This window comes from Priestia koreensis (genome assembly GCF_022646885.1).
Lineage (GTDB): Bacteria > Bacillota > Bacilli > Bacillales > Bacillaceae_H > Bacillus_AG > Bacillus_AG koreensis_A.
Genome location: NZ_CP061868.1, coordinates 2559155 through 2581151, shown reverse-complemented (window position 1 = coordinate 2581151; position 21997 = coordinate 2559155). Strand labels below are relative to the sequence as shown.

Here is a 21997-nt window from a genome sequence, read left to right as displayed (position 1 = left end):
CGAGTATGTGCATGAGTTTCACCACCTTTCTATGTGTATATGTTCGAGCATAATTATCGACATAATCCGCTCATTGTATTTGTGATAGTATATCAAACGCGTGTGCATAAAATTTACGTTCCTAATTAGGGGCAATATGCACGGTGCGCACACCTGTTCAACCCTTGGTACATCTATTTGGTCAAAAAAGGTTAAACTTTTGTAAGGTGAGGATAAATGTCGCCCATAAAAGGATCATGGTGAGCGGAGATGTCGCCCTGTGCACAGTTCCTTATTAAACGTAATCATCTTCTATGTATTGATAGAGAAGCATTTTGGGGGAGGTGCACGTATAAAAAGTTTCACGTGCACAAAAAAGGTGAGTGAAAGTGTCGCTCATATTGTGCATCGGAAGGTGAAGGGTAGTGTCGCTTTTTCCTGTTTTGGTGAGGGTTGGTGTCGCCCGTGTGCAAAAAAAGGTGAACGAAAGTGTCACCTTTTGATTGAAAGGTGCGTGCATGAATTTTGTTTTGTGCACAAAATGTGCACAAAAACCGTTGTAATACCTTGAAATGTGCACAAAAATATTGAAACGTGAAAGGTGAAGGAAAAAGTCGCCCGCTTGCACGTTAATGTGAAAAGAGAAGTCGCCCGAGAAAATAATCGTGACGTGTAGCGTCGCCCGTGCGTGCATTTTTTAAATAAAAAGGTTATTTAGACGAATGAATCCCCTTATTTTTGGAAAAATTATGTCGAAAAAACGTTTTCTATGTAAAAAACAAGGAGAATAATAGAGTGAAATTTCATATAAGGTGCACGATAGGTAGAAAGAAGGAGGGATAAAAACGTGCTCGCAGCATCTTTATTTGCACATGCTCACACATTAAAACGTGCAAAATAAATAGAGAAATGTTATGGATTTTATAGTATCAGCCGAAATGTGCACAAAAAACCACTTGTGAAAATGTGCACCGCTTGTATCGTGTGCAGAGAAATGAAAAAAGTGCACGGAAATGTTTCACAAGACGACCACGTTAGACAAAGATAATGGTAAAATGGTGGAGAAGTTCAAAGTGTGCACGCTCATAGAGAGTAAGAGAAAGGCAGGCGAGAGCACGTGAAGACACCCACTCTAGAAGAAAAGATTATGAAAATATATTTTGCGGCAAAGCGGCTCTATCAATTAAATCCGAACGTAGTAGCGATTTGGGAACAGGCTATTCAAGGGGATTATGAAGAGAAAAATGGTCAGTTACAAATTGAATCCAAATCATTTGCGGCGTTATATACCATTATAGATTTGATTACAAAAGCGACTCATAGTGACATCGATGAAATTATCGAGCGCTATCGCGATAAGATTGAAATTGTTCTAGAGGAATCAATTAAAGAGGACCTGGCTCGTTTTCAGAAGCAATCGAAAAAGCTAAAACGAAAGCAGGGGAATACAAGAAGCTCCAATCAGGAAATGATCTCTAGTTTGCTCAATCAAAGTTACATAGAATCCAATAGTGATGCCCTTATTTATCAATTACGAGAAGCCATTAGTAAAAATACCTTTAAGCAAAGTACGAATTTAAATGCTGCGTATCCGACGGTGAACATTATGGATAAAAACGTGAAAGCAATCGCTCAGCTTCGTGCAGACGATAACGATGAGCTTGGGTTATCAAAAGAAGAGTTTGGGATATGGGAAAATTTAATTGGGGAGGCCATCACGTCCATGGACGATTTGACAAGCGACATATTCGATATTATTTCGTACGTCTGGATGAAAAAAGCAGATCATCCAGATGCAATGATTAATTTCCATTCTGATGATGTATTGAGCCTTCGTCAGCTTCAAGGACGATCAAACGGTAAAAATTCGTCTGTTACATATCGAAAAAAACAACGCGAAGAAGTTATGAAGCGTATAGCTGCTCTTGCTGCGATATGGGTTCGCTTAGATGAAAATGATGAACTCGAATTTGTCGATCGTCGCAAGCATGCAGAGCTTAGTGATTATAAGAGCGGGAAATTTAAACGCTTGTTTTTAATGGATAATATCACCGTATTGTACGATAAACATGATAATCCGCTTGGAATCTATGAATGTACGATAAAACCAGGGCAAATTTTAGCGAACTATTTATACGGTTCGACCAATTCTGTTGGCTATTTATCGTTAAAGGCACTCGAATACAATCCTGAAAAAGAGAAATATCATAAACGGTTAACGCGCTATCTGTCGTGGCAATGGCGTATTCGAAAACGAAAAAAAGACTTTCTACGTCCGTATAGCATTAGCGGGGAGAAAGGCTTGCTGAGCGTCATGGAGTTTAAGGTGGATCGCCGTTATTCAGCACGAACAAAGGACGGATTCGAAAAGGTATTGAATACGTTAAAAGATGATGAGGTAATTGGGAACTGGGAGTATGAAGGTGGATTGGATGAGTCCATTGTCGGTGTAAAAAAAGGATGGATCGATTATTGGCTGAAGCAAAAAGTCGTTATTCAACCACCACAGTCTGTTTTGGAGCACTATCGCATTGATGCAAACGAATTAACGGCACTCCCAGATCGCCCGTCCTCTGTGACAGATAAAAAAGCTTTGCTTGATTTCTTGAGCTTAACGACGGAAGAAGATCGTGACGATGATCCGTTTGATTACTTAGCGAAAATTGGTATTCAAAAAGCTTACCAAGAAGCTGCTCCAACAAAAGAGCCCGTTCAACGGAAACGTACGGAAGAATCACAGATTCATTTCTTTTATAATGAAGATCTCGAAGTAACGGGTGATTTAGTGAAGGAAACGCGTAAGAAACGCGGATTGAATCTAACCGAAGCAGCCGAACAAATTGGTATTGTTCGTACGACGTTGTCTCGTTTTGAGCGAGGGATGATCAAAAAGCCGCTCATTGACAATATTGAAAAAATGAGGGAATGGCTCATAAAAGGATGATAAAAAAGGCCGATAAGGCCTTTTTTTATTGCCCTGAAAGAGGAAAGGTTGTGGAAAAATGGTAAAAACGACTGATAAAATATAGAATCTCATGTATAATATTCCTATCCTATAGAAGGGTACGGGTTTCGAAAATGGTAAATATGATGTATCAACTGATCGCGCTTATCCTAGTGAGCAGTATGGTCATGATTGTGTTTTCGGTGTATCGCTTTGCGAGACGTCGTCAGTACATGATCATACAGCTCGAGCAGCGATTAGCCATTCTGCAAAAAAGGAATGAGGGAGCCTAATGAGCAGAGCAGTAGACAAGCAAGAATTTTTCAGAGAACGACCTTTTACAAAGGTCATATAACGCAAAAAGAGTGCTTCTGTTAGGAGCACTCTTTTTGTATGGGTTATTTTAAAATAATTCGGCCGCCAACGTCCGTTCGCTTCTTCACGGTTACGTATTTTGTTCGTCCTGTTAGTTCTTTGCGGCCGTCCAAGCTTAACCATTCTTCCATTTTGACTTTGTAGGTTTTGTACTCATATCTTATTTGAAAGACACCTGTTTGACCTTTTGGAATGGCTCTCGAAGCTTCCGTTTTCAGATCCGTTTGTTTGGTAAACATCCCATCTAATCCAGCAGAAACGACTTTGTTTCCAAGCCCTGCATTTGCCGTAATGGAATACGTAGTAGAGACGTTGTAGGATTTTTTCATGTTAATCGGGCCTGTCAGCGTGCCCTTTTGGCTTGTCCACTTTCCATACGAAGTTGATTGATAGGATGATTTTTCCTGCATCCAATAGGTGTACGTCGGCTCATGTCCGCTAACAGCGTGAGAATTTGTAGGGGCTATAACTGCTGTAGCCAAGCCGATGATAAATACTAAACTGAATGTAATCCATTTCTTGAGCATGTTAACAACCTCCATCTGTTAATTTCTATACAAATTAACATTAATGGACATTTATGTAAACGGTACAGATGTCCTGAAAGTAAAGTGGTTAAAAAGTATCAGCGTAAGCAATGCAACGCTCAACGTATGACAATACTTCATCTGAAAGAGGGTATAATCCCGTTTCTTCAGCTGGTCGTTTCCTTACCTTCCAAAATTCCTCCATTAATGCTTGATCTCCTTGAAACGTTTCTTCTGATAGCTGTATTAACGTTTGGCCAATTTGTCGTCCTTCATCGGATTCAGGCGGGATGTTATGTGCGAGACAGCGCTCAATTTCTTTTATGATTGTGATGTATCTATGGGTAATTGCATCATTATTATGTAGCTTTGGAAGCTGCTGCTGCAGAAACTCCCGTTCATCTTCTTGAAAATAATCCATCCACTTTTTAGCGCTTGTTTCCGAATTCCGAACAAGCGTTGAAACGTGTTCCCACGATAGTGACTCCTCAACATCAAGCATGTTAAGAAGTGAAGCCGTATTTGAAATACTCCCTTGCAGCGCCGACAGCTGTTCTTGAAGGTGATTGTAGTGTGAAACTAAAATTTGTTTGTATGACAGCTTGGCTAATAGATTGCGAATATCTTCTAGTGGCAACGAAAGCGATTTCAAAATAAGGATTTTTTCAAGCTGAAACAGATCTTCCTCTGAATAATAACGTTTTCCACTTTCATCACGCTGACTTGGCGTTAATAAGTCAATGTGATCATAATAGCGAAGAGTGCGAAGCGAAATGTTGCGCTGCTTTGCGACTTCCCCAGTCGTCCATTTTTTCATCGTATCTCCCCTTCTATAAAAAAAGCTTGCAGGTGACGTAACGTCATCTAATACAGTGGAATTATATCATATGAAGAAAGAAGGATTGAATAGATGAATAAAAACTGGAAAACAGGAGATCAATGGGGAATAAAAGAGTTTACTCTGTTACTATTGCTTGAATTTGTAGGGGTAATAGGGTGTGTGAAGTTTGGTTTAAAGCCTCTTTATGAGCAGTGGTTTCAAAATGAATTATACGCCGGTACGCTGATCGGTCTAACGATAGCAGTGGTGTTAACGCTCGGAGTTTATTTTATTGCACTGCGACCAAAAAGCCTTTCATGGAGGGAAGTAGGAGTCACCTCGTTTGCGAAAAAAGATTGGAAAATGATTGCGCTATTTTCAATTATGGTCATGATTAGTGCGGTTATACTAGTGTCGGTAATGAGCTACATTGGAGGTACATGGGAAAACAGCAAGACTGAATCTCTAAAGCGGGATGTGACGTTTTGGACCGTTTTTCTTGGTTTTGTGTCGGCTGCGATCATTTCTCCGATTTACGAGGAGCTGTTTTATCGCGGATTTTTATATCGTTGGATTCGCACGCGAATGGGGGTAACGGTTGGTCTGCTCATTAGCGCACTTATTTTTACAATGGCTCATATTCCGGCGTACAGCGTGATGCCCGTTAATTTTGTGAGTGGAATTCTTTTTGCGCTAGCCTATGAACGAACCAACTCCATTTGGCCATCGATCATTATCCATGGTTCAACAAACGGCATTATGGTGCTACTTGCAAGCCTAAGTTAAATGTAGTGCACCTTATTTGTAAATGGGCGTGATCTATATTATGAAGACGCCCATTTATTATTTTTTTGTTCCACTACCTTGCAATGTTCAATAGTATATTATATAGTGTAGATAACAAGAACAATTCTACACGTTAGTACTGAACAATGTACAGTAGTAAAAGGATGTCAAACGTGAAAATCTGGGATAGAAAGAGAGACGTATGCATTTTTTTGAATAGCTATTGAATATTATACAGTAGTGAACAATAACGAATAGGGGGTTAACCATTGAATGTTCAATTTAAAAAAGGAGTCCTGGAGCTGTGTGTGTTAATACTGATTTCGAACAAAGATCAGTATGGATATGAATTAGCACAGAATATTTCAAGTAAAATTGAAGTAGCAGAAGGAACGCTTTATCCGCTTTTAAGGCGTCTAACAAAGGACGATTATTTAACGACGTATCTAGCCGAATCCTCTGAAGGACCACCGCGTAAATACTACTCGCTCACACCGACAGGCCAGAAGTATATGGAGGCCCTAATTGACGAATGGAGACAATTTGCAGGCGCAGTAAATCAGTTTATTGAGGAGGGCATAGCGCATGGGGAAGAATGAGTTTTTACAGAAGTTACGTGATTTGTTGCGTGATTTACCAGAAGTGGAGCGTCAAGAAATTTTATACGATTACGAAGAACACTTTGAAGTGGGAATGGAAGAAGGAAAATCAGAGGCGGAGATCATCCGAGACCTTGGAGATCCTTACGTTATTGCGAAAGATTTAGTTGGAGAGCAGCCAAGTGCTGTTAGTGCGCCTACTAGAAAGCCATCGACATTTAAAATGACTATGATTGCTTTTGGATTAATTTTATTCAATCTGATGTTTGTCGTTGGTCCTGCTTCTGGAATTTTAGGGAGCTATGTTGGTTTTGCTGTCACAGCGGTCGTTGTCTTTTTATCACCTTTGTTGCTCATTTTTTCAATCGTTATGTTTGGTCTAGAGGGAATTCTCTTTCAGATATTCGTGTTTACCGCGCTGTTTGGATTAGGAATTCTACTTTTAGTCGCAACGATTTACATCGGGAAGTTTTTATACCGCGTATTAAAAATGTATGTTCAGTTTAATCTTAAATTAGTGAAGCAGGGTGGATTTTAATGATGAAAAAATTTGTGTATGCAGGTCTCATTCTACTCTTCATAGGCATAATCGGATCCGCTGCTACCTTCAAGCTAAACGGTGGTATTTTATCCTTTAAAACAAGTGAAATTCATGAAAAGAAAGTCATCACTAATCCTGCTATTACAAGTATCGAGGTCGATGTCTCGGTTAATGATGTGCAGGTCGTACCCGCTGAAGATAATCAATTGACGGTAGAAGCGTCGGGAAGAGTCAACAAGCGCTATGAAGATCGCTATAAGCTCAACGTACGTGAGAATGGCAGCAAAGCCACGATATCCGTAAGTCGGAAAATGCCATCGTTTATGGTGGGAGTTAACTTAGAAGATGTGAATGTAAAAGTACACGTTCCGAAAAAGCAGTACAAAATGCTGAAGGTTCAGCTCCAATCAGGTGACATCACAGCAACGGGAATTAAGGCAGAGACGATGTCACTTCATACAACATCAGGTGATATAAACGCAACGAACAATGAGATGGGGAAATTGCTTAAAATGAGCGCAAGGAGCGGTGATTTAACGGCTCGTAGCAACACAGCAGAAAGTCTTCAAGTAAAAACAACAAGCGGCGACTTGCATGGAGTAGATGTAAAAGCGAAATCATCAAGCTTTGAGACAAATTCAGGTGACATTGAGTTGACGGGCATTAATGGCAATGTGACAACAGAAACAACGTCAGGTGATATTACGATTGACGATGAGCGAATGAAAGGAAATGTAAGTGCACGTACCACAAGCGGTGATGTGACAATGAACTATACAGAAAATCCTACTTCTCTTGCTGTTGATGCAGATACGCGAGCTGGTGATATTGAAGTGAAGCTCCCTGGATTTATGTATCAGGAAAAAGAAGACAATCGCATAATTGGTAAAATAGGTAACGGTACGTATAAAGTAAACGTACGAGTTCAATCAGGTGATTTTTTACTAAAATAGTAGAGCAGAAGAGGAAAACCCATAGTCGGTTTTCCTCTTCTTTATTTTACTAGGTTGACATTTTAGATAATTCTGATTAATATGGTAGGAAATAAAAAAAGTGGATGTCGTATAGTTATAGTGTTCACTTCTAAATGCGTAGGGTGGAATGAAGGTATGGAAGAAACGAACGAACGACCAAAAGAACTGCAGCGAACAATGAAGAGTCGACACCTGCTCATGATTTCTCTAGGTGGCGTCATTGGAACAGGGTTATTTTTGAGCTCAGGGTATACGATTAATCAAGCAGGCCCTTTAGGAACAATCATTGCCTACTTGGTAGGTGGCCTCATTATGTACCTCGTTATGCTGTGCTTGGGAGAATTATCTGTTTCCATGCCAGTGACGGGTTCTTTTCATACGTATGCGACAAAGTATATTGGACCTGGAACGGGTTTCACAATCGCTTGGCTGTATTGGCTAACGTGGGTGGTCGCTCTAGGATCTGAGTTCACGGCAGCAGGGTTGTTTATGAAACGCTGGTTTCCAGATACGTCTGTCTGGATGTGGAGTACCATTTTTGGTGTCTTTATTTTCGTCATGAACGCACTGTCGACTAAATTTTTTGCGGAATCGGAATTTTGGTTTTCCGCTATTAAGGTAATTACCATTGTTTTATTTATCGTACTAGGAGGAGCGGCGATGTTTGGCCTTCTTTCAATGAAAGGAACGGAAGCAGCGCCGATGTTTTCAAACTTTTCATCAAGTGGAAGTCTTTTTCCAAACGGTATCTTACCTATTTTTATGGTCATGCTGTCTGTCAACTTTGCGTTTTCTGGAACGGAGCTCATTGGAGTGACCGCTGGAGAGAGCGTTGATCCGAAGAAAAGTATTCCAAAAGCCATTAAAGCAACGGTTTGGCGTCTCTTGCTATTTTTTGTTGGAACCATTATTGTGTTATCTGCATTGATCCCAATGAAGCAAGCAGGTGTAATTGAAAGTCCATTTGTTGTGGTGTTTGATCGTATCGGTATTCCGTACGCCGCTGACATGATGAACTTTGTGATTATCACCGCTATTCTATCTGCAGCAAATTCAGGTCTCTATGCTTCATCACGTATGCTGTGGTCACTCTCAAATGAGAAGATGATTCCGTCTTATTTCGGGCGGGTGAATAAAAGAGGGGTACCAATGCCTGCGCTTGTTTTCAGCATGCTAGGGGGATGTTTGGCCTTGTTTTCTAGCGTTGTTGCACCAGATACTGTATATCTCATTTTGGTCTCTATTTCTGGGTTTGCGGTTGTGGTTGTTTGGATGGGGATTGCCGCATCGCAGTATTTATTTCGACGCCGATTTGTAAAAGAGGGAAACGATATAAAAGAGCTGCATTATCGTACGCCGCTTTATCCGATTGTCCCGATCGCTGCATTTTTATTATGTTTCGCTTCTTGTATCGGAATTGCTTTTGACGAAAATCAACGTGCAGCACTTTACTACGGAATCCCGTTCATTGTGCTATGCTATGTGGTCTATTATTTAACGAGCAAGTTTAAGCGTGCAGGTGTAAAGTCTACACTGCGTCATATAAAATAGAAGTTCGTGTAAAAAGAAGTATTTTAAAAAAGGTGTGAACAGATGATGAATCCAATTCAACGTATATTAACTGAGTTTCCAGCTCTTATATTAGACGGTGCTCTAGCAACAGAGTTAGAGCGTCACGGCTGTGATTTAAATGATCCATTATGGTCAGCAAAAGTATTAATGGAGAATCCCGCACTCATTAAGCAGGTGCACAAGGATTATTTTCAAGCAGGGGCTGATTGCGCCATTACTGCAAGCTATCAAACGACATTTGAGGGATTTGCCAAACGGGGAGTGGGCCAGGAAGAAGCACATCGTCTTATTCAGCAGTCCGTTACGCTTGCTGTTGAAGCACGTGATGAATTTTGGGAGACGGTTTCTGATCAACAAGTGCGTCCGAAACCAATTGTGGCAGCATCTGTTGGTCCGTACGGCGCTTTTTTAGCAGACGGCTCTGAATATCGTGGGAACTATACCATCTCAAAGGACGAGCTAGTAGCTTTTCATCGTCCTCGCATTCAGGCATTAATTGAAGCGGGTGCCGACGTATTAGCCTGTGAAACGATTCCATGTTTAGAAGAAGCAGAGGCGCTTGTGGACGTGCTTCGCGAATTTCCACAAGCCTATGCGTGGATTACGTTCAGTGCAAAGGATGAGCATTATATTAGTGATGATACGCCCATTACCAAATGCGCGCGCTTTTTAACGGATTACGATCAGGTGGTGGCCATCGGGGTTAACTGTACGCCACCCGCCTTCATTCCGTCTCTTATTACCGATATAAAAAGTGAAAGTAACAAGCCCGTTGTGGTGTATCCAAATTCAGGTGAACAGTACAATGCCGTCACCAAAAAGTGGGAAGGATCTTCTTCTGGAGATTACGCATGTGAGGCAAAAAAATGGTTTGAGCACGGTGCGCAGCTCATTGGTGGTTGCTGTCGCACGAAACCAGACGATATTCGAGCAATTGAAAAGCTCATTCGTTCATAAATGAAAAAAAGGAAAGGAGTAATCCTTTCCTTTTTTTTATGCCTGAGACGCTTCCCACTCACTTCGTAAAATCCCCATCATAATGCGATCGGAATGTACTCCGTCACGATAGACAGCATCACGAATTACGCCTTCTTGTTTAAATCCAACAGCTTCATAAGCGTGTGCTGCTCTTGGATTGTAGGAAATATAGTCAAGACCTACGCGGTGCAAGTTCAGCTCATGAAAGGCAAAACGAAGAATGAGCTGCAACGCTTCTTTTCCGTATCCTTTATTTCGATTATTTGGGTCGCCGATTCCAATCGCAAGCAGTCCGCATCGGTTGTTCCATTCGATTTTATGAATGACGACAAATCCGATTAGTTCATCGTCTTCAATAGTTCGAATTCGAAAATAAGCTTCGTTGGAGCGTGGTTCGCCCTCAAGCTCAAGCTGCTCTTGTGAGTAGGGAAAAGCGATATCCGTATCAAGATTTCGTAGATAATCAGAATCTTGTCCCCAAGTAAGCATCGTATCCACATCTTCTACACGCGGAGCTGCTAGTTTAATAGATTGACCGTTAAAAAGACTTTTGCTATGCATGAATTATATGTCCTCCATATCTACTAAATATGAAATATTCTGAAAAAGTAGTGGTCACCTAATATATGTAAGGTGTAAACTAATTATAGCATGTATGTTTTCACATATAGAATTCTTTTTTTTAAAAGGGGAAACCAGTTTGGTGAATTATATTGAAACAATGCGCCGATTTATTGGACATGAAACGCTTATGACCGTTGGATGTGGCGTTATTATTGAACATAATGGACAAATTTTATTACAGCACCGAACGGATGACGACACGTGGTGCATACCTGGGGGGTTAATGGAGATTGGCGAAACGTTTGCAGAGGCTGCGAGTCGTGAGGTCTTTGAGGAAACGGATCTGATCGTCAATCATTTAGAGCTATTCGGCCTATATTCAGGCGAGCAAAACGTTTTTGAATATCCAAATCGGGATCGCGTCTTTAGTGTTCAAGTCATTTTTAAAACCGCTTCGTATTCAGGGGAGCTTCGACAAGAAGGGATGGAAACGAAGGAGCATCGATTTTTTTCAAGAGATAACCTGCCGTTCAATCTAACAACTAGACAAAAACCATTTATTATCGATTGGAAGGAAGGAAAGGCTACACCCGTTCTTCGTTAAGCAGTGAACGCATTATTACAAACAAAGGGGAGCTACACTATGTTACAAACATTCAGCATGTATATAAAACCATTTGAGCAAGAGAGAGATGTTACCGTCTATTTACCTCGTCGCTATCATGACGAAGATAAATCATATCCTGTTCTTTATATGCACGATGGACAAAATGTGTTTGAGGATTCGGATGCGGTAGGAGGTCGATCACTTGGACTTCGCGAATTTTTGGAGCTTTCTGGCACAGAAGCAATTGTCGTGGCTATTCATGCAAATTTGTCCTCAGAGCAGAGAGGAACTGAATATAGCCCGTGGGATAATTCAGGCGAAACTGATGGGGGAAAAGGAGAAGCTTATATTGATTTTATCGTCGATAAGCTAAAGCCGTTTATCGATCAAGTATATCGTACGATTCCAGACCAAACCTCTATGGCGGGTATTTCTCTAGGTGGTCTGCTTTCTTTATATGCTGCTTGCCGATATCCGCACGTGTTTCAGAAGGTAGCATGCGTGTCAGCATATTTGGATCAGTTGGAGTCACTTGAACAGCTGATTCTATCATCGGACTTGTCTGCTCTTGAAAAGGTGTACTTAGACTGCGGAACGCTTGAAGGAGAGAACGCAGCGCAGCATCAATTCTTCTTAGAGAGTAACCAAGCTATTTATGCGCGTTTGCAAAATAAAGTCGAAAACGTGACGTTTGACATCATTGAAGGTGGAAAACATGAATATACGTATTTTAAAGAGCGAGTACCAGCGGTTTTATCGTTCTTTTTAGACAAAGATTGCCGTATTCGCCTACGCGCAGATGATTTTACTACCGTGTGGGAAAGCCCAATGTCACTGTGAAAAAATAAACGAGGTGAAGTAAATGAACCTTTCGTTAAATCCGTTACGCGTGTCAGATGCTGATAACTTATTTGCTTTTGAGCTGAGCAACCGGGCCTATTTCGAAAAAATGATTCCAGGTCGAGGCGATCATTATTACTACTTTAAAAACTTTTGGGAAAGCCTACAGGAATTACTAGAGGAACAGAGACAGGGGAAGTCGTACTTTTACCTTATTAAAAACGAGCAGGAGCACATCTTAGGGCGCATTAACTTGACCGATCTACACGATGGCTCTGCTCATCTTGGCTACCGAATCGGTGAAGCTCATACAGGGAAAGGTGTAGCTAGCCGTTCAGTGGGAATGCTTTTACAAGAAGCGCTGCGAAACAGTGAAGTTCAAGAGATTAAAGCGAAAACGACGCATACGAACATTGGTTCACAAAAGGTACTAGAGAAAAATAGCTTTCGCTACGTGGGAGAAGATGATACGCTTCATCTTCATGGTGACGATGTACGATTTGTTTATTATGAGTGGACGACTAGATGAGAAAACAAGCTACCTGAGATCAGGTAGCTTTCTTTATGGGGTGCGACAACTAGTGATCTATAAAGGATAAGCTTGATGTCTGGCATGAACTCGAGTATGGTTAGTAGAGAGAAAGTTTGTAGGGGGACACATAATGAGTATGTCTGAGCAGCAAATTGATTTAAAACTATTACGGGTTTGGAGCCGTGCTTCTAAGACCGTCTTTGATAATATTCAAAAAGATATTCAAGACCGAGGCATTCGGTTTGAGCAATTTATGATTTTAGAGCTTTTATATAACAAAGGAAGTCATCCGATTCAAAAGATTAGTGACGTATTTTCGATTCCAAGTGGCAGCATTACGTATGTCGTAGACAAGCTAGAAAAGACTGGATACGTAGAAAGACAGCCAAGTCCTGATGATCGAAGAAGCTCCATTGTCGTACTGACGGAAAAGGGAAAAGAGCTATTTGATGATCTTTTCCCAAAACACGTCGAGTATATTAGCGAAAACTTTTCCTTTGCGACATCTGAAGAGAAGCTTCAGCTCATCGAGATTTTAAAGAAAATTGGGATAGGTGCAATGGACGTATGAAAAAAGATGCCCGACTGAGTCGAGCATCTTTTTTCATTAAATTTGGATCTTTTTGTTATGTAAATTGTTTTCAATTGCGTCATATAATGCGAGCTTGTAGTTAATTTGTTCAAGGTGCTTATAGGTTTGGCGCATATCTGCTTCTACTTTTTGTTTGTGATCAAGCATCATTTTTCTGCGCTCTTGAATCGTCACGTTTCCTTGCTTATACAATTTTACATAACGCTTAAGCTCGGAAATCGGCATGCCTGTTGAGCGGAGTGCCAAAATAAAATGAATCCAGCTAATGGTTTCATCCGTATATACACGGTTGCCATTCACATCACGCTGCACAAAAGGAAGAACTTCTTCTTTTTCGTAAAAACGAAGCGTAGGAGCGGTTAAGCCCGTTTTTTTCGTCATTTCTTTAATCGTATACGTCAACGCAGAGAACACCTCTCATGGAAAGTAGATTTCATCGACCTTTCATCTATTATGAAGTATAGCGCGAATGGAAAAGGATTATGTGACAGGGTCTTATTCGTAAAAAGGTGAAACCTTTTTATGGAAAAAACGTATTACAGAGAGAAGGGTGGGAGCAAAATGAAGCGATACGCGATCTTTATTGTCACATTTATTCTCTTGTTGTTCGGATTTCAACTTGCATCTGGCATGCTTCAAACAATGATGTATACACCAAATCAAAAAGTAACGGCAGTTCGTTCTGACGTCGTGTTTGGCAGTACACAACCAAGTATAGGGCTAATTATTATGGTAGCAGCCGCAACTCTAGCATATGCTATTTCCAACCTTATTCGGGCCAAAAGAGGATGACGGCTACCTAATAGCGAATTTTATTTGCAGAGTATTCAATTATGATCATGACTGGAGGGGGAGGAACATGCAAATTAGAAGAGCAGAGAAAACCGATGCAAAAGGCATTGCCAACGTACACGTTGACAGCTGGCGCACGACGTACAAAGGAATTATTCCAGATGGATTCCTCGACCGCTTGTCATATGATCAGCGTACATCGCTATGGGAAAACAATTTGAGTAAAGACGACGATTATACGTTTGTGGCCGCAAATGAGAGTGGTGAAGTAATTGGATTTGGCTCATGTGGTAAGCGCGATCGTAACCACGTGGAGAACGCCGGCGATTTGACGTCGATTTATTTATTAGAGTCCCATCAAGGGCAAGGAATCGGAAAGAAACTACTAAAAGAACTTCTTCAGCAATGTCAGAGAGTAGGTTTTCACCAAGTATTTGTAGAGGTGCTTGAAGATAATCATACGCGCTACTTCTATGAGCATTACGGCGCACAGCTTATTAAAACAGAAACGATCACGATAGGTGGCAAGGAGCTGAGCCTTCTTATATACGAGTGGCCAAATGTTAACGATGTTGCATGGTAAGAAAAAAGCTCAAGAGACGACAGCTCTTGAGCTTTTCTGATTTAGCGTACAAAGGCAAGGACACCTAATAACAGAATTAAAATGCCGGCAAGTTTATTGACAAGACCGAGGTGAGGGGTAATTTTAGCACGAAATATGCTAACCCCAAAGCTAAGTAACAGCCACCAGAACGTAGCACCTAAAAACACACCAAGGATAAGAGAGACGGCTGTTATCGCTGAACCGCTTCCTTTTTCAAACCCCAAACCAGCAAACATCGCGACGAAGTTTAAGATCGTAGTCGGATTGGTAATCATTAATAGAAACGTCGATAAATACATCGTAAGTAAACGTTCGCCTTGCAGATTCGCTGCATGATCCGCCGGTTTTTTCAAAAATGTTTTAATTCCAAGGTAAAATAGAAAAATAGCTCCGAGCAGTTTTAAGTAAAATTCTTGTTCCAGAAGGAAAGCAGAAATAACCGAAAAACCGAAGGCTGCTACGCTGGCATATAACACGTTTGCTGTAGATGCCCCAAGACCTGTTAAAAAACCAGCCGTTTTTCCTCGGGAAAGCGTTCGTTGAATACATAATAATCCGATCGGTCCCACAGGAGCGGAAACCGAAAAACCTAAAATGAAACTTTTAAGTAATAACATAAGCTGAAAAAATTCCTTTCACATAAAATGTCCAAGCGACCAAATGCTAAAGCCGATGAGAATAACGCCAGATAGGCGATTGATCCACGTTAGGGATGGAAGTCGATTTTGAACCATTCCCACGATTGATGTTAGAAAAAACCACCACAGAAGTGATCCAGCAAACACTCCTCCAACTAGCCACAAAGCATCTAATTGTGCCCCGTGAGTGACAGATACACCTACGCCTGAAAAAATGCCTAGAAAAGAGAGAATGGTCATAGGATTTGTGATGGTTAACAAAAGCACGGACGTGTAGGCCATCCACATATTCGTTCCGCCTACCTTTGCCGGAGAAGTTGCAGCAGCTGACCGAAGCGTTTTAATCCCTAAATAGGCGAGAAACACGCCACCTACTAGGTGCAACAACTGCTGTTGTCCAAGAAGGAAGTGCGAAAGAGCCGTCAGGCCAAGAGCTGCAATAGTGCCATACAGCGCATCAGCGGTTGCAGCACCGAGCCCTGATACGAGTCCAATTGCTTTTCCTTGCGTAAGCGTTCGTTGAATGCACAACAATCCAATAGGACCAACGGGTGCGGCAATGGATAGTCCAATTAGTATGCCTTTTAGAACATAGGATTCGTTCACGGCAGTCACTCCTCAGAAAAGATGTGCGGCTGAAGAGCAAGCTCTGATGATTCTTTTGTCGTATCCATCACGATGGTTGTTTTTGTTCTGGTGACGCCTTCTACACCTTTAATCTCGTGACTAATCACCCGGTCTAAATCCTTCGTATTCCGACAGCGAATTTTTAACAAGTAATCATCTTCACCTGCGATATGATGACATTCTTGTATTTCTCTTTTGTTGTTCACAAGCTCTAAAAACGCGGCCCGGTGTTGCGGTCGTTCCAGAGAGACCGCCACAAACGCCGTGCATTCACAGCCGACTGTTTCAGGCTCAATGCTCGCACGAAATCCTTTGATGACGCCTTGTTCAATCAAGCGATTCACTCTGTCTGCCGTCGCAGGCGCAGACAATCCAATTTGAGAAGCAAGGTCTGCCCAGCGCATACGCGCATCATTCGTTAATAAATGTATAATCTTCGAATCGAAAGAATCCATCTTTTATCACCTTTTTTTATTAAGTATTTATGTATATTAATTTATTTTATAAGTTTTTTCAATGTTTTTTTCATATTAAAAGAAGAAATTCATAAGAGAATTTCTTCTTTTGGCGTCACTTAGTGTAGTTTTATGTTTAAAATGAGGTCCTCTTTGGTTAATGAGTGGCCCTGTTTGTCTCCATATCTAGGTAACACGGTGAGTGATGATGGAACTTCCTTCATAGGTGGTAAGATAATTACAATGTCATGACCATACGCTCCAGATGTTCCTTCTTGAATATCTAAAGCATCATATTTCCTTCCATTGCTGTCCATCACCATATAGTCGTACATAGGCCAGTGGTCATTCGTATCAAGAATAGCGGGATACATCACGTTTAGATCAATCCTTGTTGAAAGTGGAGAGAACGTAACGGATTTAGATGAAATGCCATATTGCCCATCAAGGGTTTTCACTGCGGCAGATGGTTGAAACTCTTTATGGTCACCTTTTACTTTTTTCAACGGAAATGAAACTTCCCATTTGCCCCTTTGTCCGAATAAATTTTCACCATTCATACTCACGTTAATCTCATTCCCATATTGAGTAGGCGATTTAAAAGCGAATTGATGATATTCAACGATGGTATGATCATCGAGTTGATCGGTTGTGGCGGAGCCGATCGCCACATTAGGGTCTTGATTATTTATTTTGATGAATGAGTAGCCCACTTTCTCTTCATCCATTGACAACTTATGTGGACTTTCGTAGATGATCGTCATCATCATACGTCCACCGTCATAAGCAGCTTCTTTTACAGTCATGCTAAATCCATGATGAGTGTCCTTTTTGTCAATGGCTGTAGCGAGTTTATTTTCCTTTATGGTCGCAGAAGCAATCTCATTAAATTGTTCATAGATCGGTCCAACAAATGGAAGCGTAGATAGAGCTTGAGCCATTCCCGTAAAGACAAAACCAGAGCTTAAAACAGTAAGAGCAAGTGTGCATGCGGCTAAGAGTGACAGTGATGCGTTTCGCTGTACCTTCTGCTTTTTTTTCGCTTGGTAGACAGCTACCTTTTCGCGTGCTTTCAATTTATCTATTGGAATATGAATGGAATGTAAATCTTGATTATTCATAAATATATCCCTCCTTAAGAATAGGTCGAAGTTCTTTTTTTGCTCGACTTATATAGGACTTCACGGTTCCTTCTGGATAATGAAGCAAAGAAGCAATCTCTTTAATCGAAAAATCATAATAGTATCGAAGAGCGATGATCATTCGGTAATGAGGCTCAAGGGTAGACAGCGCATGTGATAAATCAAGTGATTGTGAGATAGACGCGGCATTTTCCACGTAGAGTAGGGCATCAAATACTTGCTGATCACTCGTTGCAAAGTGGCGAGATTCTTTTCGAATAAAATCAATCGCTTTGCAAACGACTATACGCACAATCCAACTGATAAAGCTCTCAGGTTTTTTAAGCTTTCTGAGCGACCGATATGCCTCGTAGATGGTTTCTTGATAAAGATCAAGCGCATCCTGCTCATTTCGTACATATGAAAAGGCGATACGGTATAACTTGGTACGCACAGAGCTTACGAGCTCCTCAAATGCTTGATCATCTCCTTTTTGTGCAGCTTTGACTAAATGCGATATTTCCATATTTTTCACTCCCTTATGCACTAAAGTCGAACGAATATAGCAAATGGTTGCAATACAACCTAAATTTTTTTGAGGGAAAGACACATTCCTTGAACAGAGTATCACTTTTTTGTAAAAAAATAGATAAAAAGATTGAAAATACCATAAAGAAGAATTATGATAGTTTTATGATTATGAAACTATCTGAAGATGAAATTCGTATCCAAATTTTAAAAGCATTAGCTGATGAATCTCGACTTAATATTGTGCGTGTGTTGTATGAGGGACAAAAGGAATTAAGCTGTGGAGAGGTAGGGGAGAGATGTGATATTCATAAAGCAACAGCTTCCTATCATTTTAAAACACTTCGTGAGGCAGGATTAACGACGGTTCGTAAAGAAGCCCGCGTGAAATATGTTCAGTTGAATCTAGATACCTTTAGCACGTACTTACCAGGTTTTTTAGAAACTCTTTAAAGGGAGAGTTTCTCTTTTTTTCTTCAATAGTTTCAAAAGATTAAAACTATGAAATTATGGATGGTGTATGTAATTATGAAAAAACCAATTGTACTTTTTTTCTTTGTTATGTTTGTCATTGGGACAGATACGTTTTTAGTATCACCATTACTTCCTATGCTTCAAGTGCAGTATCATGTTGATGTTAATCAGTCGGGGTGGATTGTGAGTGCATACGCATTAGGTTATGCGATATTTGCATTAATAGCAGGACCTATATCAGATCAATTTGACCGAAAGAAAGTAATGATGTATGGGATGATCGCTTTTTCACTGACTACTTTTCTTTGTGGAATCGCTCCAACGTTCTTCTTCATGCTTTTATTTCGCTTTTTAGCAGGTGTTAGTGCTGCATTTGTTACTCCGCAAGTATGGGCTTCGATTCCTTCTTTAGTATCCTCAAATCAGATTTTAAAAAGCATCGGAATTGCTTCGTCTGGTTTGGCCATTTCTCAGATGCTAGGGCTTCCTATTGGTAGTTACTTTGCCTCTTTTTACTGGTCTGTTCCTTTTTTTGTTCTATGCTTCTGTTCTCTTCTATTAGTAGTAGGTATACGACTATTGCCTTCTATTAGATCGATTTCTTCACCCTCGAAAAGCTCATTTTTACATACGTATCAACACGTGTTTCAAAAGCCGGGGGCACGCAAGCTTTTATTCGCATATTTTCTATTTCAAATGGGGAATTTTGCGGCCTTTTCGTTCTTTGGCATGTGGCTGCATGAAGACTTTCATCTTTCCGTCACAAAGATTGGAGTTGCGCTACTTGTGTTAGGCGCAGGAAATTTGTGCGGGAGCGTATTAGGACCAGCAATCGTAAAAAAAGTTGGTTCCCGCCTGTTTTTAGCCGTTGGTTTACTGTCTTTAGCCATTCTTTATATGATCCTTCCACTGAGTTCTTCTCTTTTCATAGTAGAGGGAATGTTATTTGTGATCTATTTCCTTACGGGTATTTTGTTTCCGATTATGATGAATATGATGCAAGGCATTTCCGTATCGGCAAGAGGAACAATTGCCGCGTTATCAAATACATTCATGTACGGAGGAACGATGATCGGAAGTGCAGCCGCGGCATATCTCTACAAAATGAGTAGCACGTTTAGTACGGTCACGCTGTTTACAAGCGTATTCTTCATCATCTCTTTTTTCTTGTTCCATCATCATGGTAAAACGACTAGCGAAGTAAGGGCAACTGTTTAGTACGATGGATTTAGAAACAAAACGAGTCTCGAATTGAAAAGGATAACGACGCTTTAAGGTGAATATAAAGGTAGAGAGGTTTAAAAAAGGAGAGGAATTCAATGAGTTCATCACAGTTTGCTGCTGAGTACATAAGGGTTGTTAAAGCACGTTTTCTAGATATGAAAAGAACCGCTGAGCGGGCGTTTGATCAGTTAGAAGATGAGATGATCGGATGGTCACCGAACGAAGAATCAAACAGTATTGGCATTATCGTCAAGCATATGAGTGGAAATATGGTGTCACGCTGGACGGATTTCTTTCATTCTGATGGGGAAAAGCCAAATCGGGATCGTGATGATGAGTTTGAAGGGACGATCACAGCGCGAGAAGAATTGGATGCACGATGGAATAGAGGATGGACCGTTTTTCTAAACGCTCTTGACGGAATAGGAGAAAACGATCTTTTACGACCTGTCTACATTCGCGGTGAAGCCCACACGCTTATTGAAGCAATTGAGCGGCAAATGTATCACTATTCGTACCACGTTGGGCAAATTGTCTATGCAGCAAAGCAAGTGCAAAAAAGCTGGACAATGCTAACTATTCCAAAGAGAAAAAAATGAAGACTGCACAATCTGTCTAAATAACGTTGACAGATTGTTTTTTTGTATGATATCTTTAATTCAAGATATTTTATTTAAAGATGATGATAAAAGTGAACAATAAAAATGAAATGTGAAGAGAACAGGGAGGAATAAACATGCAAGGACTAAAAGGGATTCATCACGTAACCGCTATTACGAGCAGTGCCGAAAAGAACTATGAATTTTTTACGTATGTGTTAGGCATGCGTCTAGTGAAAAAAACGGTAAACCAAGATGACATTCAAACGTATCATTTGTTTTTCGCCGATGATAAGGGAAGCGCAGGAACAGACATGACGTTTTTTGATTTTCCTGGCATTCCACAAGGGGTACACGGAACAAATGAGATTTCAAAAACGTCATTCCGCGTACCATCAGATGCGGCCCTTGCTTATTGGGTAAAGCGCTTTGATCGACTAGAAGTTACGCATACTGGCATTCAAGAGCAGTTCGGGAAAAAGACACTATCGTTTGTCGATTTTGATGATCAGCACTATCAGCTTATCTCAGACGAGCATAACAAAGGGGTTCAATCTGGAACGCCGTGGCAGAACGGTCCTATTCCACTAGAATACGCAATTACAGGACTAGGCCCAATTTTTGTTCGTGTGGCACAATTTGACTTTTTTAAACAAGTGTCAGAAATGGTCTTTGAGTTTAAGGAAATTGCGCAAGAAGGCGATTTTCACTTGTTTGAAGTAGGAGAAGGTGGAAACGGAGCACAGATGGTTGTCGAGCATAATACCGTATTCCCACAGGCAAGACAAGGATACGGAACGGTTCACCATGCGGCGTTCCGCGTTGAAGATCAGGATGTACTTAATCAATGGATTACGCGCATTGAAGGATTTGGTCTTCAAACATCAGGCTTTGTGGATCGCTTCTTCTTCCAATCCCTTTATACGCGCGTCGCACCACAAATTTTATTTGAGCTTGCGACAGACGGTCCAGGGTTCATGGGAGATGAACCGTACGAAACGCTTGGAGAGAAATTGTCTCTACCTCCATTTTTAGAGCCTAAGCGTGAGCAAATCGAGAAAATGGTTAGACCGATTGATACAGTAAGAAGTACAAAGGACATTCAAAAGGAAATGGAATAAATCGAAAGAGGTTAGCAGACGCTAGCCTCTTTTTATGTTTATAAATCGACTCGATTGCAGATAACTACTTATAGATAAAGGAGGGTATACAATGCCTGAAGTAACGGTGATTGGATATGACACTTTTGAAGTAGAGTATGGAAAAAAACTTGTATTGGCGCTTGAAGACAACGGTGTTCCCATCATGCATCGATGTGGTGGACACGGAAGGTGTACGTCGTGTCGGGTGGAGCTTTTAGATGGAGAGTTTGACGATTTAATGATGACGACTAATTCCATAAACGGAGGAATTGACGATAATTTGCGGCTATCGTGTCAAATACGAGTTACCCATGATTTAATTGTCAGACCCATTATGACAGCGAACAGCTTAGGAGGAGATCCAGGCCCAAGACCGGCAGATGATTAATACTGTTTTCAACTCTGAGCCGTGCAATTTGATGATTAAAGAGAAAAGAATGGGGTATTTAACTCAGGTCGGCTTTTTAATCGGTATTTTGCTCGAATTGTTTTTCTTCCTGAAAGGAATTTAATACATATTTTAAAATTTGCGCAAGATACTAACTGAAAAGAAGATGCTGACT

The 21997-nt window shown here is 40.8% G+C and carries 28 protein-coding genes; 19 read left to right on the top strand and 9 right to left on the bottom strand.

The features are described from left to right. The first annotated feature begins 1126 nt into the window (after positions 1 to 1126). Together IE339_RS13280 and IE339_RS13275 are read left to right on the top strand one after the other, a co-directional pair. Positions 1127 to 2923, top strand: a complete 1797-nt coding sequence (locus IE339_RS13280; protein ID WP_242168203.1) for a helix-turn-helix domain-containing protein — start codon at positions 1127 to 1129, stop codon at positions 2921 to 2923. Between the two features lie 134 nt (positions 2924 to 3057). Continuing rightward, positions 3058 to 3216: a hypothetical protein gene (locus tag IE339_RS13275; protein ID WP_242168201.1), complete on the top strand. Its 159-nt coding sequence runs from the start codon at positions 3058 to 3060 to the stop codon at positions 3214 to 3216. A 105-nt stretch (positions 3217 to 3321) separates the two neighbouring features. Here the strand turns inward: IE339_RS13275 and IE339_RS13270 are convergent, their stop codons facing one another. Continuing rightward, positions 3322 to 3825 carry a hypothetical protein gene (locus tag IE339_RS13270; protein WP_242168198.1) on the bottom strand — a complete coding sequence of 168 codons (504 nt, stop codon included), beginning with the start codon at positions 3823 to 3825 and terminating at the stop codon, positions 3322 to 3324. Between the two features lie 88 nt (positions 3826 to 3913). Next, positions 3914 to 4642, bottom strand: a complete 729-nt coding sequence (locus IE339_RS13265; RefSeq protein ID WP_242168197.1) for a MerR family transcriptional regulator — start codon at positions 4640 to 4642, stop codon at positions 3914 to 3916. A gap of 93 nt (positions 4643 to 4735) precedes the next feature. Between IE339_RS13265 and IE339_RS13260 the strand changes: the two genes are divergently transcribed. From IE339_RS13260 to mmuM, 6 genes are all read left to right on the top strand, one after another. Then, positions 4736 to 5431 (top strand): CPBP family intramembrane glutamic endopeptidase, encoded by a 696-nt coding sequence (locus tag IE339_RS13260; RefSeq protein ID WP_242168195.1) that lies wholly within the window; start codon positions 4736 to 4738, stop codon positions 5429 to 5431. A gap of 269 nt (positions 5432 to 5700) precedes the next feature. Then, a complete protein-coding gene (locus IE339_RS13255) occupies positions 5701 to 6030 on the top strand; it encodes a PadR family transcriptional regulator (RefSeq protein WP_053401942.1) in 330 nt (109 codons plus the stop codon). Next, positions 6017 to 6568, top strand: a complete 552-nt coding sequence (locus tag IE339_RS13250) for an HAAS signaling domain-containing protein (protein WP_242168193.1) — start codon at positions 6017 to 6019, stop codon at positions 6566 to 6568. Before IE339_RS13255 ends, IE339_RS13250 begins: the two co-directional genes overlap by 14 nt. Beyond that, positions 6568 to 7524: a DUF4097 family beta strand repeat-containing protein gene (locus IE339_RS13245; RefSeq protein WP_242168191.1), complete on the top strand. Its 957-nt coding sequence runs from the start codon at positions 6568 to 6570 to the stop codon at positions 7522 to 7524. The genes IE339_RS13250 and IE339_RS13245 overlap by 1 nt, the downstream gene beginning before the upstream one ends. Positions 7525 to 7680: 156 nt before the next feature. After that, on the top strand, positions 7681 to 9096 hold the full coding sequence (locus IE339_RS13240; RefSeq protein WP_242168189.1) for an amino acid permease: 1416 nt from the start codon (positions 7681 to 7683) through the stop codon (positions 9094 to 9096). Between the two features lie 45 nt (positions 9097 to 9141). Beyond that, the gene (gene mmuM, locus IE339_RS13235) at positions 9142 to 10074 is read left to right on the top strand and encodes a homocysteine S-methyltransferase (RefSeq protein ID WP_242176193.1); all 933 of its coding nucleotides are present in this window, start codon (positions 9142 to 9144) and stop codon (positions 10072 to 10074) included. A gap of 36 nt (positions 10075 to 10110) precedes the next feature. Here mmuM and IE339_RS13230 read toward each other — a convergent pair whose 3' ends face one another. Beyond that, positions 10111 to 10656: a GNAT family N-acetyltransferase gene (locus IE339_RS13230; protein WP_242168187.1), complete on the bottom strand. Its 546-nt coding sequence runs from the start codon at positions 10654 to 10656 to the stop codon at positions 10111 to 10113. Positions 10657 to 10798: 142 nt separating this feature from the next. Here IE339_RS13230 and IE339_RS13225 point away from each other — a divergent pair, with 142 nt between their 5' ends. The 4 genes from IE339_RS13225 to IE339_RS13210 all read left to right on the top strand — a co-directional run bounded on the left by IE339_RS13225 (position 10799) and on the right by IE339_RS13210 (position 13209). Then, complete coding sequence (locus IE339_RS13225; RefSeq protein ID WP_336883410.1) at positions 10799 to 11263, top strand: NUDIX hydrolase; 465 nt, start codon at positions 10799 to 10801, stop codon at positions 11261 to 11263. A 39-nt stretch (positions 11264 to 11302) separates the two neighbouring features. Continuing rightward, on the top strand, positions 11303 to 12106 hold the full coding sequence (locus tag IE339_RS13220) for an alpha/beta hydrolase (protein WP_242168183.1): 804 nt from the start codon (positions 11303 to 11305) through the stop codon (positions 12104 to 12106). 22 nt (positions 12107 to 12128) lie between these two features. Next, the gene (locus IE339_RS13215) at positions 12129 to 12635 is read left to right on the top strand and encodes a GNAT family N-acetyltransferase (RefSeq protein WP_242168181.1); all 507 of its coding nucleotides are present in this window, start codon (positions 12129 to 12131) and stop codon (positions 12633 to 12635) included. A 133-nt stretch (positions 12636 to 12768) separates the two neighbouring features. Then, positions 12769 to 13209, top strand: a complete 441-nt coding sequence (locus tag IE339_RS13210; protein ID WP_242168179.1) for a MarR family winged helix-turn-helix transcriptional regulator — start codon at positions 12769 to 12771, stop codon at positions 13207 to 13209. A gap of 36 nt (positions 13210 to 13245) precedes the next feature. On the opposite strand, the gene IE339_RS13205 is transcribed toward IE339_RS13210, so the two are convergent. Continuing rightward, positions 13246 to 13632, bottom strand: coding sequence for a MerR family transcriptional regulator (locus IE339_RS13205; RefSeq protein ID WP_242168177.1), 387 nt, complete (start codon positions 13630 to 13632; stop codon positions 13246 to 13248). 120 nt (positions 13633 to 13752) lie between these two features. Between IE339_RS13205 and IE339_RS13200 the strand changes: the two genes are divergently transcribed. Together IE339_RS13200 and IE339_RS13195 are read left to right on the top strand one after the other, a co-directional pair. After that, positions 13753 to 14022 carry a hypothetical protein gene (locus tag IE339_RS13200; protein WP_242168175.1) on the top strand — a complete coding sequence of 90 codons (270 nt, stop codon included), beginning with the start codon at positions 13753 to 13755 and terminating at the stop codon, positions 14020 to 14022. Positions 14023 to 14089: 67 nt separating this feature from the next. Further along, on the top strand, positions 14090 to 14605 hold the full coding sequence (locus IE339_RS13195; RefSeq protein ID WP_242168172.1) for a GNAT family N-acetyltransferase: 516 nt from the start codon (positions 14090 to 14092) through the stop codon (positions 14603 to 14605). A 41-nt stretch (positions 14606 to 14646) separates the two neighbouring features. Here IE339_RS13195 and IE339_RS13190 read toward each other — a convergent pair whose 3' ends face one another. From IE339_RS13190 to IE339_RS13170, 5 genes are all read right to left on the bottom strand, one after another. After that, positions 14647 to 15243, bottom strand: coding sequence for a LysE family translocator (locus tag IE339_RS13190; protein WP_242168170.1), 597 nt, complete (start codon positions 15241 to 15243; stop codon positions 14647 to 14649). Between the two features lie 18 nt (positions 15244 to 15261). Then, on the bottom strand, positions 15262 to 15870 hold the full coding sequence (locus tag IE339_RS13185; RefSeq protein ID WP_242168168.1) for a LysE family translocator: 609 nt from the start codon (positions 15868 to 15870) through the stop codon (positions 15262 to 15264). A 5-nt stretch (positions 15871 to 15875) separates the two neighbouring features. Continuing rightward, positions 15876 to 16346 (bottom strand): Lrp/AsnC family transcriptional regulator, encoded by a 471-nt coding sequence (locus IE339_RS13180; protein ID WP_242168165.1) that lies wholly within the window; start codon positions 16344 to 16346, stop codon positions 15876 to 15878. Between the two features lie 119 nt (positions 16347 to 16465). Continuing rightward, positions 16466 to 17467 (bottom strand): DUF4179 domain-containing protein, encoded by a 1002-nt coding sequence (locus tag IE339_RS13175; protein ID WP_242168163.1) that lies wholly within the window; start codon positions 17465 to 17467, stop codon positions 16466 to 16468. After that, the gene (locus tag IE339_RS13170) at positions 17460 to 17993 is read right to left on the bottom strand and encodes a sigma-70 family RNA polymerase sigma factor (RefSeq protein WP_242168161.1); all 534 of its coding nucleotides are present in this window, start codon (positions 17991 to 17993) and stop codon (positions 17460 to 17462) included. Before IE339_RS13170 ends, IE339_RS13175 begins: the two co-directional genes overlap by 8 nt. A gap of 173 nt (positions 17994 to 18166) precedes the next feature. Here IE339_RS13170 and IE339_RS13165 point away from each other — a divergent pair, with 173 nt between their 5' ends. The 5 genes from IE339_RS13165 to IE339_RS13145 all read left to right on the top strand — a co-directional run bounded on the left by IE339_RS13165 (position 18167) and on the right by IE339_RS13145 (position 21822). After that, complete coding sequence (locus IE339_RS13165) at positions 18167 to 18448, top strand: ArsR/SmtB family transcription factor (RefSeq protein ID WP_242176192.1); 282 nt, start codon at positions 18167 to 18169, stop codon at positions 18446 to 18448. A 75-nt stretch (positions 18449 to 18523) separates the two neighbouring features. Then, the gene (locus IE339_RS13160; protein ID WP_242168159.1) at positions 18524 to 19687 is read left to right on the top strand and encodes an MFS transporter; all 1164 of its coding nucleotides are present in this window, start codon (positions 18524 to 18526) and stop codon (positions 19685 to 19687) included. A 101-nt stretch (positions 19688 to 19788) separates the two neighbouring features. Beyond that, entirely contained in the window at positions 19789 to 20292 is a 504-nt protein-coding gene (locus tag IE339_RS13155; protein WP_242168157.1) for a DUF1572 family protein, read from the top strand. Positions 20293 to 20429: 137 nt separating this feature from the next. Next, a complete protein-coding gene (locus tag IE339_RS13150; RefSeq protein WP_242168155.1) occupies positions 20430 to 21413 on the top strand; it encodes a ring-cleaving dioxygenase in 984 nt (327 codons plus the stop codon). A gap of 91 nt (positions 21414 to 21504) precedes the next feature. After that, positions 21505 to 21822 (top strand): 2Fe-2S iron-sulfur cluster-binding protein, encoded by a 318-nt coding sequence (locus IE339_RS13145; protein ID WP_053401926.1) that lies wholly within the window; start codon positions 21505 to 21507, stop codon positions 21820 to 21822. The last annotated feature ends 175 nt before the right edge of the window (positions 21823 to 21997 follow it).

Bases quoted from the DNA above. Each gene is read 5' to 3' on its own strand.
- IE339_RS13245 (WP_242168191.1), top strand. From the start codon at position 6,568: ATGATGAAAAAATTTGTGTATGCAGGTCTCATTCTACTCTTCATAGGC.
- IE339_RS13150 (WP_242168155.1), top strand. From the start codon at position 20,430: ATGCAAGGACTAAAAGGGATTCATCACGTAACCGCTATTACGAGCAGT.
- IE339_RS13260 (WP_242168195.1), top strand. From the start codon at position 4,736: ATGAATAAAAACTGGAAAACAGGAGATCAATGGGGAATAAAAGAGTTT.
- IE339_RS13280 (WP_242168203.1), top strand. From the start codon at position 1,127: ATGAAAATATATTTTGCGGCAAAGCGGCTCTATCAATTAAATCCGAAC.
- IE339_RS13200 (WP_242168175.1), top strand. From the start codon at position 13,753: ATGGAAAAAACGTATTACAGAGAGAAGGGTGGGAGCAAAATGAAGCGA.
- mmuM (WP_242176193.1), top strand. From the start codon at position 9,142: ATGAATCCAATTCAACGTATATTAACTGAGTTTCCAGCTCTTATATTA.
- IE339_RS13250 (WP_242168193.1), top strand. From the start codon at position 6,017: ATGGGGAAGAATGAGTTTTTACAGAAGTTACGTGATTTGTTGCGTGAT.
- IE339_RS13270 (WP_242168198.1), bottom strand. From the start codon at position 3,825: ATGCTCAAGAAATGGATTACATTCAGTTTAGTATTTATCATCGGCTTG.
- IE339_RS13215 (WP_242168181.1), top strand. From the start codon at position 12,129: ATGAACCTTTCGTTAAATCCGTTACGCGTGTCAGATGCTGATAACTTA.
- IE339_RS13145 (WP_053401926.1), top strand. From the start codon at position 21,505: ATGCCTGAAGTAACGGTGATTGGATATGACACTTTTGAAGTAGAGTAT.
- IE339_RS13220 (WP_242168183.1), top strand. From the start codon at position 11,303: ATGTTACAAACATTCAGCATGTATATAAAACCATTTGAGCAAGAGAGA.
- IE339_RS13180 (WP_242168165.1), bottom strand. From the start codon at position 16,346: ATGGATTCTTTCGATTCGAAGATTATACATTTATTAACGAATGATGCG.
- IE339_RS13170 (WP_242168161.1), bottom strand. From the start codon at position 17,993: ATGGAAATATCGCATTTAGTCAAAGCTGCACAAAAAGGAGATGATCAA.
- IE339_RS13275 (WP_242168201.1), top strand. From the start codon at position 3,058: ATGGTAAATATGATGTATCAACTGATCGCGCTTATCCTAGTGAGCAGT.
- IE339_RS13165 (WP_242176192.1), top strand. From the start codon at position 18,167: ATGAAACTATCTGAAGATGAAATTCGTATCCAAATTTTAAAAGCATTA.
- IE339_RS13265 (WP_242168197.1), bottom strand. From the start codon at position 4,642: ATGAAAAAATGGACGACTGGGGAAGTCGCAAAGCAGCGCAACATTTCG.
- IE339_RS13175 (WP_242168163.1), bottom strand. From the start codon at position 17,467: ATGAATAATCAAGATTTACATTCCATTCATATTCCAATAGATAAATTG.
- IE339_RS13210 (WP_242168179.1), top strand. From the start codon at position 12,769: ATGAGTATGTCTGAGCAGCAAATTGATTTAAAACTATTACGGGTTTGG.
- IE339_RS13190 (WP_242168170.1), bottom strand. From the start codon at position 15,243: ATGTTATTACTTAAAAGTTTCATTTTAGGTTTTTCGGTTTCCGCTCCT.
- IE339_RS13160 (WP_242168159.1), top strand. From the start codon at position 18,524: ATGAAAAAACCAATTGTACTTTTTTTCTTTGTTATGTTTGTCATTGGG.
- IE339_RS13230 (WP_242168187.1), bottom strand. From the start codon at position 10,656: ATGCATAGCAAAAGTCTTTTTAACGGTCAATCTATTAAACTAGCAGCT.
- IE339_RS13155 (WP_242168157.1), top strand. From the start codon at position 19,789: ATGAGTTCATCACAGTTTGCTGCTGAGTACATAAGGGTTGTTAAAGCA.
- IE339_RS13240 (WP_242168189.1), top strand. From the start codon at position 7,681: ATGGAAGAAACGAACGAACGACCAAAAGAACTGCAGCGAACAATGAAG.
- IE339_RS13195 (WP_242168172.1), top strand. From the start codon at position 14,090: ATGCAAATTAGAAGAGCAGAGAAAACCGATGCAAAAGGCATTGCCAAC.